Genomic DNA, 14,161 nt, shown 5'->3' with positions numbered 1-14,161 from the left:
TGAAACTCATTACTGCAACTTTTACGACACGGCTTTGAAGAAATGGGTTGTGGGTTGTTTTGATGCGACGGCGCGGATTAGTGATCTTACTAGTGGGGCTATGCCGGGGGATGGTAAGCCTGTTCGTCCGGGTGATGTTTTGTTGTTTACCTATACTTTGACGAATAACACGACTACCACTATTGAGGATCTTTCGCTTTATGGTGTTTTTCCGAAGATTGATTGTGCTCCGGATCCTGCGTGTCTTTATGGGCCTGAATTCGATGGTGGCAATGGGTGGCAGTCTAATCGGGAGGTGGGTCTGGTTCCTGAGTCTTTGCGTATTCAGGGTGATCCTGATGTGAACATGGGTCATTTTGATGGTGGGGTGGTTCGTCCTTTCACTCTTCTTGGTCAGGCGGGATTTTTGCAGCCTTATGCGAGCGCGGATTTTCGGGGGTATCTTCCGCCAGGTGCTACTACGGTGACGACGTTTCAGATTCAGGTTCCGTATAACGCACCCATCGGTTCTACCTACGCCATGACTGTGAACTACACACATGCCGGAGATGTGAATCCTTTTTCCTTTTCTGGTGCTACGGCCAGATATGCGCAGGTTGATGCGTTACCGACACCTGAACCGACCGCTACTGCGACGAGTACACCACCTGTAACTAGTGCACCGACCTTAACTAGCACGCCTACAACGACTACAACCGAACCGAGCGTCACGGCTAGCCCGACAGGAACTAGCACGCCGAGACCAACGAGTACTGGCTCATCCAGTACGACCGGTGGTTCGGGTAGTTCGTCGGGAACTGATACGTCTGTGTCAGCCGGTACGGGGTCACCCTCGACCCTGGTCAAGCCCGCAAGCGTGTCCTCGGGTTCTGATGCAGGGGTGGATAGTGGTGCCGCCCCGCAAGCGTTAGCAACCACGGGGACGCCGAGCAGCACTATCTGGGTTATCGTCGCTGGAATTGTTAGCGCCGGGTTAGGACTCGCGTTCATGTTGGCCAGCAGGAATCGTCGCCCACGCCGTCACTAAATGTAGTGCTTAGGCGTCTTTGTAGGTTGGTGTGATTGCAACTATTTGGAGAAATGTTCCGTGATTGATACCTCTAGTAATTTGATGGCAAGTTTTTGGGTTGGTAGACGTCTCTTTGTGAGGAGGTGGGTTAGTGCTGTTCTCCTCGGTGCAGGGATAGCCTTGCTATGTAGTGGAGTTCTGGCTCCGGTTTCGGCGCAAGCTGTGATTACTGAAGAACACAATGACTACGTTGAAACTCATGGTTGTAACTTTCGTGATCCCTTTTATAAGATTACTTATCAGGGTTGTTTTGATGCGACGGCGCGGATTAGTGATCTTACTAGTGGGGCTGTGGCAGGGGATGGTAAGCCTGTTCGTCCGGGTGATGTTTTGTTGTTTACCTATACTTTGACGAATAACACGACTACCACTATTGAGGATCTTTCGCTTTATGGTGTTTTTCCGAAGATTGATTGTGCTCCGGATCCTGCGTGTCTTTATGGGCCTGAATTCGATGGTGGCAATGGGTGGCAGTCTAATCGGGAGGTGGGTCTGGTTCCTGAGTCTTTGCGTATTCAGGGTGATCCTGATGTGAACATGGGTCATTTTGATGGTGGGGTGGTTCGTCCTTTCACTCTTCTTGGTCAGGCGGGATTTTTGCAGCCTTATGCGAGCGCGGATTTTCGGGGGTATCTTCCGCCAGGTGCTACTACGGTGACGACGTTTCAGATTCAGGTTCCGTATAACGCACCCATCGGCTCTTATTACGGAATGACGGTGAATTACACGCATTCTGACCAGCCGCTGGCCAAGCTCAGTGGCGCTACGGCCAGGTATGCGCAGGTTGATGCGTTACCGACACCTGAACCGACTGCTACGGCGACGAGTACACCGACTTCAACTAGTGCACCGACCTTAACGAGTACCCCCACGACTACGTCCGAGCCCAGTGCTACGGCTGGTCCGACAGGAACTAGCACCCCCAAGCCGACCACTACTGGTGTGGCAAGCGCGACCGGTGCTACGGGTAGTTCGTCGGGAACTGATACGTCTATGTCGGCCGGTACGGGGTCATCGACTCCGGTTCTGATTAAGCCAGCAAGCGTGCCGTCGGGTTCTGATGCAGGGGTAGATAGTGGCGCCGCCCCGCAAGCGTTAGCAACCACGGGGGCACCGATCAGCACTATCTGGGTTATCGTCGCTGGAGTTGTTAGCGCCGGGTTCGGACTCGCGTTCATGTTGACCAGCAGGAGTCGTCGCCCACGCCGCCACTAAACCCAAGCCCAGACCAGGCGGAGACAGCTCGCGTCGCTGTCGTGCCCTGGAGGAGTGTTTTTCCTGATAACGCAGGGAGTGGCGTTTCTGACCGAGTAGTCGGTTCGGCCCTCAAGAAGCGAGGCTAAGCCGCCGGCAAATCAACCTTGCTGGCGAAAAGGATGCAGGAAGGGACCAGATGGAAACCGTAGTTCCAAAAACGAGTTATGCAGACGATGTTAGTTCCGCCGTTCTCGATTTTCCGCTGGAACTGGGCTTAGCAGAAGCCGGTTCCAGCGATGGCTACGACGTCTATAGATCACCGGCAGATTGCCCAAAATTGCCGCCCAGGGTGAGACCATTTTCAATCTGTGCTGAACATAGATCAGCCACCAAAAACCCACTCCAAAAACAATCGGTCCTGACCGCGTTTCCGCAGGTCAGGACCGATTCTTTGTGCACCCCCCGGGACTCGAACCCGGAACCCATTGATTAAGAGTCAATTGCTCTGCCAGTTGAGCTAGAGGTGCAATTGTCACTCTCGCAAGCCCGGTCAAAACAGACCATTTCTGCGATTCGCAACGACATGTAATGCTACATGGTTTTCGGGTGGCTGTGAAATTGACGCAACTACGGTCCCGAGGAGGGCTGGACGCCCTTGAGATCGTTAGCGTAACCAAAGCGTGCCGGTTCGCCCAGAGACTTGCGCAGTCATAGACTCGGCACATGAGCGTGGAGACTGCTAAATCAGATAAACCGGATATCAAACCCCGTAGCCGTGTCGTCACCGACGGCATTGCCGCTGCTCCCGCACGAGGCATGCTTCGTGCGGTGGGCTTTGGAGACGAGGATTTCGCCAAACCGCAAATTGGCGTAGCCAGTTCCTGGAACGAGATTACGCCCTGCAACCTCTCGCTCAACCGACTCGCTCAAGGCGCTAAAGAGGGCGTGCATGCGGGCGGGGGATTCCCCATGCAGTTCGGCACAATTTCTGTTTCCGACGGGATCTCGATGGGTCACGAGGGCATGCACTTCTCCCTGGTATCCCGTGAGGTAATCGCAGATTCGGTGGAAACCGTCATGATGGCCGAGCGAATCGATGGTTCGGTGCTGCTCGCGGGCTGCGATAAGTCGCTGCCCGGCATGCTGATGGCGGCCGCGCGCCTGGACCTCGCCAGCGTCTTCCTCTACGCAGGCTCGATTATGCCGGGCTGGGTCAAGCTCGAAGATGGCACCGAAAAGGATGTCACCCTGATCGACGCCTTCGAGGCTGTCGGAGCCTGTGCCGCTGGCAAAATGTCGGTGGGTGACCTAGATCGGATCGAGCGAGCGATCTGTCCGGGTGAGGGCGCCTGTGGCGGCATGTATACCGCCAACACGATGGCCTGCATAGGCGAAGCGCTCGGAATGTCCCTGCCGGGTTCCGCTGCCCCGCCAAGTGCCGACCGCCGTCGTGATTCCTTTGCTCATCAGTCCGGTGAGGCGGTAGTGAATCTGCTCCGGCTGGGCATCACGGCTCGCGACATTATGACCAAAGAAGCTTTCGAGAACGCCATCGCCGTGACCATGGCTTTCGGCGGCTCGACCAATGCTGTATTGCACTTGCTGGCCATCGCTCGCGAAGCCGAGGTGGATCTGCAGCTTGAGGACTTCAACCGAATTGGCGACAAGATCCCGCACCTGGGCGACCTGAAGCCCTTCGGCCGGTACGTGATGAACGACGTCGACCGGGTGGGTGGGGTGCCGGTCATCATGCGGGCGCTGCTCGACGCCGGCCTGCTGCACGGCGATGCGCTCACCGTAACGGGCAAGACGCTGGCGGAGAACCTAGAAGCCATCAACCCACCGGATCTGGATGGCAAGATCCTACGCGCGCTGGATAACCCGATCCATAAGACCGGTGGGCTGAGCATCCTCAAGGGCTCGATGGCACCCGAGGGTGCAGTGGTAAAGACCGCTGGCTTCGACGCCGAGATCTTCGAGGGCCCGGCGCGAGTCTTCGAACGTGAACAGGGTGCCCTGGAAGCGCTCAAAGCAGGGCAGATCCAAGCCGGCGACGTCGTGGTGATCCGCTACGAAGGCCCCAAGGGGGGGCCGGGAATGCGTGAAATGCTTGCCATCACTGGCGCAATCAAGGGTGCAGGTTTGGGCAAGGACGTCTTACTGCTCACCGATGGCCGTTTCTCCGGTGGAACCACCGGGCTCTGCATTGGCCATGTGGCTCCTGAAGCGGTCGACGGCGGCCCTATCGCCTTTGTGCGCGATGGTGACCGGATCCGGGTGGACATCCCAAACAAGAGTTTTGACCTATTGGTCGATCCAGTCGAGCTGGAGGCTCGTAAGGAAGGCTGGCAGCCCTTGCCTGCTAAGTTCACCAAGGGAGTGCTCGCCAAGTATGCCAAGCTGGTGCACTCCGCTTCCGAGGGTGCGGTCTGCGGCTAAACGCCTGACTGTTTGGTGCCGGTCCGCTGCGGGATTCACCCGCGCGGGGCCGGCACCGTTTCGGTGAACGTCCACTAACTGGACACTGTGTCCATATAATGAGATGCGTAACCGGTCGGTTGACACTCTCTGCGAGGACCGGAACACTAAAGGTATGCAGATCGGAATTCTCGTAGTCCTTACCAAGCGCGTGACGGATTAGCCCACAAGGCAAACCGTCCGACTGGTAACAGTCCGAGCTGCATAGCACGCGCAAACCCCTCGCAGAGCCAACCGGCTGGAGGGGTTTTTTATTTGGATCGACCAGCTCCACCTGATGCGACACCGGATCACCGTCATGCTTTCCAACGGTGAAAGCGAAAGAAGAGTCTCATGAGTAAAAGTCCGACCACCAGCCCGACGGTGACAGCCAGTCCGGCGCTGATGGCGAATTCGCACCAGTCCGCCAAAGCAAGCTCGGCGAGGTCCCTCGTCAAAGCCGACTTGGCCGCTGCCTCGCTGGTCCAGGGCCCCAATAGGGTTATCCCGCCCACGCAGATGATCGGTTCGCAAGCAATCGTCCGCGCTCTTGAGGAGCTCGGGGTGACCGATATCTTCGGGCTTCCGGGTGGCGCGATCCTGCCCACCTACGATCCCTTAATGGCTTCGGACCTGAACCACGTTCTGGTCCGGCACGAGCAGGGTGCCGGGCACGCTGCAGAAGGTTATGCGATGGTGACCGGGAAGGTTGGCGTCTGCATTGCCACCTCGGGTCCCGGGGCTACCAACCTGGTCACAGCCATTATGGATGCACATATGGACTCCGTACCCTTGGTTGCTATCACTGGTCAGGTTGCCTCCGGAGTGATCGGAACTGATGCCTTCCAGGAAGCAGATATTGTCGGCATCACGATGCCGATCACCAAGCATTCGTACCTGGTCACCGACCCTAATGACATCCCTCGGGTGCTGGCCGAGGCCTTCCACCTGGCGTCCACCGGCAGACCCGGTCCGGTGTTGGTAGATATCGCCAAGGACGCCCAGCAAGGGCCGATGACTTTCGCCTGGCCACCCAGCGTCGATCTTCCGGGGTATCACCCGGTGTTCCGCGGACATTCCAAGCAGTTACGCGAAGCAGCCCGACTGATTGCAGCCGCAAAGAAGCCCGTGCTCTATGTGGGTGGTGGCGTGATCAAAGGGCACGCTTCGGCCGAACTCCGTGCCCTGGCTGAGCTGACCAAGGCTCCCGTGGTGACCACATTGATGGCACGTGGAGCGTTCCCGGACTCACATCCACAGCACGTTGGTATGCCGGGTATGCATGGATCGGTTTCTGCCGTCACTGCTCTGCAGCAATCCGATCTGCTCATCACCCTGGGGGCCCGTTTCGATGATCGGGTGACCGGAGTGCTCGCCAGCTTCGCTCCTGGCGCTAAGGTGATCCACGCGGATATTGATCCGGCCGAGATTTCTAAGAACCGCACCGCGGATGTCCCGATTGTCGGCTCGGTCAAAGAGATCATTCCTGATCTTATTCAAGCCGTGACCGCCGAATTCGCCGAGTCTGGAACTCCTGATCTGGCCGAATGGTGGTCCTTCCTGGACAACCTCCGCAACACTTACCCCTTGGGCTGGACCGAGCCCGAGGACGGGTTAACTTCGCCGCAGAAGGTGATTCAGCGCATTGGTGAGCTCACCGGCCCGGAAGGGGTCTACGTCGCTGGCGTGGGACAACATCAGATGTGGGCGGCTCAGTTCGTCAAGTACGAGCGTCCGCATTCCTGGCTGAACTCCGGGGGAGCGGGCACGATGGGCTATTCGGTACCCGCCGCGATGGGTGCCAAGGTGGGTGCTCCGGATCGAGTGGTTTGGGCGATTGACGGTGACGGCTGTTTCCAGATGACCAATCAGGAACTGGCCACCTGCCGGATCAATAACATTCCGATCAAAGTAGCGATCATCAACAACTCCTCGCTCGGCATGGTGCGGCAGTGGCAGACCCTCTTCTACGACGGTCGCTACTCCAATACCGATCTGAATACCGGGCACAACACCATTCGGGTACCGGATTTCGTGAAACTTGCCGAAGCCTACGATTGTGTGGGCTTGCGCTGCGAACGCGAAGAGGACATCGACGCGACCATTCAGAAAGCCCTGGAGATCAATGATCGCCCGGTGGTGATCGATTTCGTGGTGAGTCCCAATTCAATGGTTTGGCCGATGGTGCCCGCGGGTGTCAGCAACGATCAGATCCAGGTGGCTCGAAACCTGACCCCACAGTGGGAAGAGGAGGACTAAAAGATGGCGCGTCATACCCTCTCTGTTCTGGTGGAAGACAAGCCAGGTGTACTCACCAGGGTCTCCAGCCTGTTCGCCCGCCGGGCCTTCAACATTAACTCCCTTGCCGTCGGCCCCACCGAGATCAACGGGGTTTCCCGGATGACAGTTGTGGTCGAGGCGGAGGGTGACTTGATCGAACAGGTCACCAAGCAACTGAACAAGCTGGTCAACGTGATCAAAATCGTTGAACTCGTTTCCGATTCTTCCGTACAGCGCGACCATATCCTGGTCAAAGTTCGTGCGGATGCAGCAACCAGGCTGCAAGTTACCCAAGCTGCCGACCTGTTTCGGGCCGCAGTGGTGGATGTCTCCACGGATTCGCTCATCATTGAAGCCACCGGCCATCCGGAGAAGCTCACGGCGTTACTCAATGTGCTTGAGCCGTTCGGAATCCGGGAAATCGTCCAATCGGGCACCCTGGCGATCGGCCGCGGGGCTCGTTCGATGAGCGAACGCGCCCTGCGCAGCGCATAACCCTTATTTTTATCCAACAACTAAGGCCCTTAGGCCTCAAAGGAGAATCACTGTGACCGAGTTGTTCTATGACGACGACGCCGATCTGTCCATCATCCAGGGTCGCACCGTCGCCGTCATCGGCTACGGCAGTCAAGGCCATGCGCACGCCCTGAGCCTGCGCGATTCCGGCGTCGACGTTCGAGTTGGACTGGCTGAAGGATCCAAATCGCGAGCTAAGGCTGAGGCCGAGGGCTTGCGCGTGCTCAATGTGGCCGAGGCCGTGGCCGAAGCCGATCTAATTATGGTGCTTACCCCGGATCAGGTACAGCGGCACGTCTATGCAGAATCTATCGAAGCTAATCTGCAGGCCGGCGATGCGCTGTTCTTTGGCCATGGCTTTAACATCCGTTACGGCTACATCAAGCCCCCGGCGGACGTCGACGTTGCGCTCGTTGCTCCTAAGGGCCCGGGCCACATTGTTCGCCGCGAGTTCGAAGCCGGCCGCGGCGTGCCGGACCTGATCGCCGTCGAGCAAGATCCTTCCGGTAACGCCAAGGCACTCGCACTCTCCTATGCGAAGGCCATTGGTGGCACTCGCGCCGGAGTCATCGAGACCACCTTCACCGAGGAGACCGAGACCGATCTCTTCGGCGAGCAGGCTGTGCTTTGCGGTGGTGCTTCGCAGCTCATTCAGTACGGTTTCGAGACTCTGACCGAAGCTGGTTACAAGCCCGAGGTTGCTTACTTTGAGGTGCTGCACGAGCTCAAGCTGATCGTCGACCTGATGGTTGAGGGCGGCATTGCTAAGCAGCGCTGGAGCGTTTCGGATACCGCCGAATACGGCGACTACGTTTCCGGCCCTCGGGTGATCGATCCGCACGTCAAGGAAAACATGAAGGCCGTGCTCAAGGACATCCAGGACGGCAGCTTCGCCAAGCGTTTCATCGACGATCAGGATGCTGGAGCTCCGGAGTTCAAGGCGTTGCGGCTCAAGGGTGAACAGCACCCGATCGAGACCACCGGCCGCGAGCTGCGGAAGCTGTTCTCTTGGATCAAGAACGAAGACGACTACACCGAAGGCTCCGTAGCCCGCTAACCCTTTGTTACGCGCGAGTGCACACTTAACGCCCATGTTCTTCACGCAACATAGGCTTTAAGTGTGCACTCGCGCATTGAAGTTTGCTGTCGGATCTAATTGAATTTTGAGGAACCTCCTGTGACCGCCAAGCCCGTAGTGCTGCTCGCCGAAGAACTTTCACCCGCAACGATTGATGCGCTCGGTCCGGACTTTGAGATCCGGCATACCGACGGCGCTGACCGGTCCCAACTGCTCGCTGCCATCGCCGATGTCGACGCCATTCTGGTGCGTTCGGCCACCCAGGTGGATGCCGAAGCTATTGCCGCCGCCAAAAAGCTCAAGGTGGTGGCCCGCGCCGGGGTCGGCTTGGACAATGTGGACATCAAGGCTGCGACCCAGGCCGGTGTGATGGTGGTGAACGCACCGACGTCGAACATTGTTTCCGCTGCGGAACTCACGGTGGGCCACATCTTGAGTCTGGCTCGGCACATTCCGGCGGCCAGCGCCGCACTCAAGGCGGGGGAGTGGAAGCGGTCTAAGTACACCGGTACAGAGCTGTACGAGAAGAAGGTCGGCATTATTGGCCTGGGCCGGATCGGCGCTTTGATCACCGCTCGGCTGCAAGCCTTCGAAACTCAGATCTTGGCCTACGATCCCTACGTGACCAGCGCTCGGGCCGCTCAGCTGGGCGTCCAGCTAGTCAGCCTCGATGAACTGCTGGAACAGTCAGATTTCATCACCATCCACATGCCCAAGACGCCGGAGACCCTCGGCATGATCAGCACCGAGGCGTTCAAGAAAATGAAGAACACCGCCTATGTGATCAACGTGGCCAGGGGAGGGCTGATCGATGAGACCGCCCTGTACCAGGCTCTGCAGGACGGCGAGATCGCCGGGGCCGGTATTGATGTTTTTGTGAGCGAGCCGAGCACCGATCTGCCTTTCTTCGGCTTAGACAACGTGGTGGTCACCCCGCACCTGGGCGCCTCAACCGATGAGGCACAGGAGAAGGCTGGTATCTCGGTGGCGAAATCTGTGCGGCTCGCGTTGGCGGGCGAATTGGTGCCCGACGCCGTGAACGTCGCCGGAGGCGTGATCGATAAGGACGTTCGCCCGGGCATCCCCCTAATCGAAAAGCTCGGCCGAGTATTCACCGCTCTGACCCATGCTTCGGTGACCCAGATCGACGTCGAGGTGGCTGGCGAGATCGCCACGAAGGACGTCAAAGCGCTCGAACTAGCGGCGCTCAAAGGCGTGTTTACCGACGTCGTCTCCGAACAGGTTTCCTATGTCAACGCTCCGGTCCTCGCCGAGCAACGCGGTATCAACGTGCGGCTGATTACCACCGAAGAAGTGGAAGATTACCGCAATGTGCTGACCCTGCGCGGTGCTCTTTCGGACGGTTCGCAGATCTCCGTGGCGGGTACCTTGACCGGACCGAAGCAGATCGAGAAGCTGGTGGGGGTCAACGGCTACGACGTTGAAATCCCGATTAGCGATCACCTGATTGTGCTGATCTACCAGGATCGACCCGGTGTGGTGGGCACGGTGGGTGGAATCCTGGGCGAGAAGGGCATCAACATTGCCGGAATGCAGGTCTCCCGAGCGGCCGACGGCGGTCAGGTACTTTGCCTGCTCACCGTGGACAGTGCGGTGCCCCAGCAGGTACTGGATCAGCTACGCGCATCCATCAATGCCAGTACCGCCCGCGAGGTCGACCTGGAGGACTGAGCTTACGCTCAGCGGAGGGAATGATTCGACCGTGATCGAATCATTTCGGCGGCAGACTGGCTAAAGAAGCCAGCTCAAGGAGTCGCCATGCAAACCGCAGTGCCAGTGCTACAGAAGCCATTTTTTTCGTCACGGCAACGCTGGATGGCTCTGGTCGCCCTCTCCTTGGCTTTCGCGCTTATCCAATTGGATGCCTCGATTGTCACCATCGCACTGGGTTCTATTCGGAGCGATCTCGGTGGCGATGTGAGCGCCATGCAGTGGGTGATTGACGGTTACACCGTGCCGCTGGCGGCCTTCATGCTGACCGCCGGATCGCTCGGAGACAGAATTGGGCACCGGAAGCTCTGCTTGAGCGGCTTGTTACTCTTCGCCCTGGCCTCCGTGCTTTGTGCGCTGGCCCCCGAATTCGGCTGGCTGATCGCGGGACGGGTTTTCCAGGGCATCGGCGCTGCCGTGCTACTACCTTCCTCGGTAGCTCTGGTCAGTCAGCTCTTTCCGGCACCTGCCGCCAGGGCACGGGCGCTGGGAGTATGGGGAGGGGTGGCCAGCGTCGGCTTCGCCGCTGGACCGCTTCTCGGTGGACTGTTACTGAGCAATTTCTCCTGGCAGGCAATTTTCTGGCTCAATCTTCCGGTCACCTTGCTGATCGGCTTGGCCATTCGGCTGCTAGCGGCCGAGTCGCCGCCACAGAGCCGACGCCTAGACCTGGCAGGTGCTTTACTCGGCGTGCTGACTTTGGCAACTTTGACCGCCGGAATCATCGAAACCGGCCACGGCGAACCGTTACTCTACCTCTGCTTACTGTTGGTCGCCGTCGTGCTCGGGTTCTTCTTTTTCCGGCTGGAACGCAGACCTGGCGCCATGCTGCCCTTGAACATTTTTTCGGCGCCATCCTTTAGCTGGGCCATTGGGGTGGGATTCCTCTTTAACTGCTGTCTGTATGGCACCCTGCTTTCTGTCACTTTGGTCTTACAGAGCGTTCTGGGCCTGACCGGAATGGCAAGTGGCCTCGCGGTCTTCCCACTCGCCGTCGTGGTCTGTTTCGGTGCACCAGCCAGCGGGTTCTTGGCGGCGCGTTTCGGCCCCCGGGTGCCAATGATGCTGGGGTTTGGCTCGGGAGTTGTCGGATCATTGACGGTGCTCTTCGCGGGGCTCGGCAACTCCATTCCACTACTCATGGTGGGAATGGGGATTCTTGGACTTTGTTCCTTCGCGATGCCAGCCATGACCTCGGTAGCGCTCTACTCGGCTCCGGAGGAACATCGGGGTCTGGCCAGCGGAGTGCTCAACACCTCGCGGCAGATGGGTGGTGCCATTGGTATTGCGGTACTGGGTGCGGTGCTGGGCAGCCACCCAGGGAGCACCGCTGTGCTGGCACCACTCATGGCGATTGTGGCGGGCTGCTTTATCCTCGGCCTGGTGTGTACCTTCTTCGCCACTGTCTCCCGGGAAACCGCGCAGCACAGAGTTACAGTGAGGTGATGGTGGTGAGAGGCGAAGTGAACCTATCCCGAGTTGGCGAGCTTTTTGCCGACCGGGCACGCAGCCGCATTCTGATGGCACTGCACTCCGGCAAGGAACTGCCCGCCAGTACGCTGGCTAGCGAGGCCGGAGTTAGCCGTTCGACGGCGAGTAGTCACCTCCGTAAGCTCAGCGACGGCGGCTTACTTGCCGTCGCCGAACATGGCCGGAATCGCTATTATCGCTTGGCGAATCAACAGGTTGCCGAGGTGATCGAGAAGCTTGCCGAACTGGCCTCCGAGGGACCGATCCGCTCGCTTCGCGAAGGCACCAAAGCGGCACAATTGAGCCTGGCTCGCACCTGCTACGACCATTTGGCGGGCAGGCTGGGCGTCTCGGTGATGAAAAGTATGCTCAATCAAGGGCTTCTTAGCGGTGGCGACGGTAGCTACGATCCGCTGAAGAGCGGTACCGATCGCCCTGCCAGCCACGGACACGATCACGACTACAAGCTCACCCCAGCCGGCGAAGAGTTCATTGGCAGACTAGGGGTGAAATTCGCACCGGGCAGCCGACCCTTGATCCGCTATTGCATCGACTGGACCGAGCAGAGCCATCACTTGGCCGGAAAGCTGGGACGGGGATTGTTCGAGCGTTTTCTGGAGCAGGGCTGGATCCTGCAACGGCAGAGCAGCCGGGCACTGAAAATCACGAGCAGCGGAATCGATGCTCTGCACCAGCACTTCGGATTGGACTGGGAGCGTCCTTGAGTAGTGAGCCGCTCAAAACCGTCACGATTTCTTAAGCCACCCGGCGGACGGTATTTTCAAGGGGTGACCAAGACTCCTTACTACCTGACCACCGCGATTACCTACCCCAATGGGGTGGCACATATCGGGCATGCCTATGAGTACGTCTCCGCGGACGCGCTGGCTCGTTTCAAGCGCCTAGACGGCTTCGATGTCTTCTACATGTCGGGTACCGATGAGCACGGACTGAAAATGCAGCAGACCGCGGAAAAAGAAGGTCTGCCGGTCAAGGAATTGGTGGATCGGAATTCCGAAGCGATCCGCGAGGTGCACGATTTGGTGGGCAGCAGCTACGACCGCTTCATGCGGACCACCGATGCGGATCATTACGCGGCTTCGCAGGAGATCTGGCGTCGGATGGAAGCCAATGGCGATATCTACCTGGATAAGTACACCGGCTGGTACTCGGTGCGCGACGAGGCCTATTACCACGAGGACGAAACCGAGCTCCGTGAGGATGGAATCCGGTACTCCAAGGAGACCGAAACCGAGGTTACTTGGACCGAAGAAGAGTCCTATTTCTTCCGGCTTTCGCAGTACCAGGATAAGCTCCTGGCGCTCTATCAGGCGCAGCCAGAATTCGCGGCACCTCGGTACCGCTTCAATGAAGTGATTAGCTTCGTGAAGTCGGGGCTACAAGACCTCTCGATCAGCCGGACTTCCTTTGACTGGGGTGTTCCGGTTCCCGGCAACGAAAAGCATGTCATGTACGTCTGGGTGGACGCGCTGACCAACTATCTCACCGGGGCCGGATTCCCCGATCAGAATTCGGAGAAGTGGCGTTACTGGCCCGCTGATGTGCACATTATTGGCAAGGACATCTCCCGCTTCCACGCCGTCTATTGGCCCGCTTTCCTGATGAGCGCGGGGATTGAGCTACCCAAACGGGTGATGATCCACGGCTTCTTGTTCAATAACGGGGTGAAGATGTCCAAGTCGCTGGGCAATGTGGTTGCCCCGGCCGATTGGGTTGCCGAATACGGCTTGGATGCGGTGCGTTTCTTCTTCCTCCGCGAGGTGCCCTATGGTCAGGATGGAAGCTACAGCCATGAGGCGATTATTGGCCGGAAGAACTCGGATCTGGCGAATAATCTGGGCAATCTGGCGCAGCGTTCGCTCTCAATGGTGGCTAAGAATTGCGACTCCCAGGTACCCGCTGCTGGCGAATTCAGTGCGGCCGATACCGCTCTGCTTGATCAGGCCGAGGCGCTGTTGGAACTAAACCGCGGCTATTTCGAGGTGCAGGACTTCCACCGGGCCCTGGAGGCGATCTGGACCGTGCTGGGTGATACCAATGCCTACTTCGCCGAGCAGCAGCCCTGGGTGCTGCGGAAAACCGATCCGGAGCGGATGCAGACCGTGCTGTACGTGACCCTGGAGGTGCTGCGTCGAGTCGGCCTGCTGCTTCAGCCGGTGATGCCGGAATCCGCAGCTAAGCTGCTGGATGCCTTGGGAGTTTCGCACGACGACGGCGCCCGCGACTTTAGTGCCTTCGCTATGGTTCTGGTGGCGGGGACTTCGCTTCCGGCCCCGGAGCCGATCTTCCCGCGCTACGAAGAGTCAACAAGCGACAGCTAAAACTAGCTGGAATCGATGGCT

General features: G+C 58.5%; 9 protein-coding genes and 1 tRNA gene. 9 read left to right on the top strand and 1 reads right to left on the bottom strand.

Annotated features, from left to right (window positions below; genetic code table 11):
* The first annotated feature begins 1,087 nt into the window (after nt 1-1,087).
* The gene (locus FHU41_RS04480; RefSeq protein WP_179388403.1) at nt 1,088-2,284 is read left to right on the top strand and encodes a hypothetical protein; all 1,197 of its coding nucleotides are present in this window, start codon (nt 1,088-1,090) and stop codon (nt 2,282-2,284) included.
* 436 nt (nt 2,285-2,720) lie between these two features.
* Here FHU41_RS04480 and FHU41_RS04475 read toward each other — a convergent pair.
* Nucleotides 2,721-2,793: transfer RNA gene (locus tag FHU41_RS04475), tRNA-Lys, on the bottom strand.
* Nucleotides 2,794-2,989: 196 nt separating this feature from the next.
* Between FHU41_RS04475 and ilvD the strand changes: the two genes are divergently transcribed.
* The 8 genes from ilvD (at nt 2,990) to metG (ending at nt 14,140) form a co-directional block, all read left to right on the top strand.
* The gene (gene ilvD / locus FHU41_RS04470) at nt 2,990-4,705 is read left to right on the top strand and encodes a dihydroxy-acid dehydratase (RefSeq protein ID WP_179388402.1); all 1,716 of its coding nucleotides are present in this window, start codon (nt 2,990-2,992) and stop codon (nt 4,703-4,705) included.
* Between the two features lie 423 nt (nt 4,706-5,128).
* Complete coding sequence (locus tag FHU41_RS04465; protein ID WP_425503275.1) at nt 5,129-6,982, top strand: acetolactate synthase large subunit; 1,854 nt, start codon at nt 5,129-5,131, stop codon at nt 6,980-6,982.
* Between the two features lie 3 nt (nt 6,983-6,985).
* Nucleotides 6,986-7,498, top strand: a complete 513-nt coding sequence (gene ilvN / locus FHU41_RS04460) for an acetolactate synthase small subunit (RefSeq protein ID WP_179388400.1) — start codon at nt 6,986-6,988, stop codon at nt 7,496-7,498.
* 52 nt (nt 7,499-7,550) lie between these two features.
* Complete coding sequence (gene ilvC / locus FHU41_RS04455) at nt 7,551-8,576, top strand: ketol-acid reductoisomerase (protein ID WP_179388399.1); 1,026 nt, start codon at nt 7,551-7,553, stop codon at nt 8,574-8,576.
* Between the two features lie 120 nt (nt 8,577-8,696).
* Nucleotides 8,697-10,289 carry a phosphoglycerate dehydrogenase gene (gene serA / locus FHU41_RS04450; protein ID WP_179388398.1) on the top strand — a complete coding sequence of 531 codons (1,593 nt, stop codon included), beginning with the start codon at nt 8,697-8,699 and terminating at the stop codon, nt 10,287-10,289.
* A gap of 87 nt (nt 10,290-10,376) precedes the next feature.
* Complete coding sequence (locus FHU41_RS04445) at nt 10,377-11,774, top strand: MFS transporter (RefSeq protein ID WP_179388397.1); 1,398 nt, start codon at nt 10,377-10,379, stop codon at nt 11,772-11,774.
* 5 nt (nt 11,775-11,779) lie between these two features.
* Complete coding sequence (locus tag FHU41_RS04440) at nt 11,780-12,523, top strand: ArsR/SmtB family transcription factor (RefSeq protein WP_343046242.1); 744 nt, start codon at nt 11,780-11,782, stop codon at nt 12,521-12,523.
* A gap of 63 nt (nt 12,524-12,586) precedes the next feature.
* Entirely contained in the window at nt 12,587-14,140 is a 1,554-nt protein-coding gene (metG, locus tag FHU41_RS04435) for a methionine--tRNA ligase (protein ID WP_179388395.1), read from the top strand.
* Nucleotides 14,141-14,161 lie beyond the last annotated feature (21 nt).

The organism is Psychromicrobium silvestre, assembly GCF_013408295.1.
Lineage (GTDB): Bacteria > Actinomycetota > Actinomycetes > Actinomycetales > Micrococcaceae > Renibacterium > Renibacterium silvestre.
Note: the sequence above shows the minus strand (reverse complement) of the source record. Positions and strands in the feature narration are given on the sequence as shown.

Bases quoted from the DNA above. Each gene is read 5' to 3' on its own strand.
- ilvN (WP_179388400.1), top strand. From the start codon at position 6,986: ATGGCGCGTCATACCCTCTCTGTTCTGGTGGAAGACAAGCCAGGTGTA.
- ilvD (WP_179388402.1), top strand. From the start codon at position 2,990: ATGAGCGTGGAGACTGCTAAATCAGATAAACCGGATATCAAACCCCGT.
- FHU41_RS04465 (WP_425503275.1), top strand. From the start codon at position 5,129: ATGGCGAATTCGCACCAGTCCGCCAAAGCAAGCTCGGCGAGGTCCCTC.
- FHU41_RS04445 (WP_179388397.1), top strand. From the start codon at position 10,377: ATGCAAACCGCAGTGCCAGTGCTACAGAAGCCATTTTTTTCGTCACGG.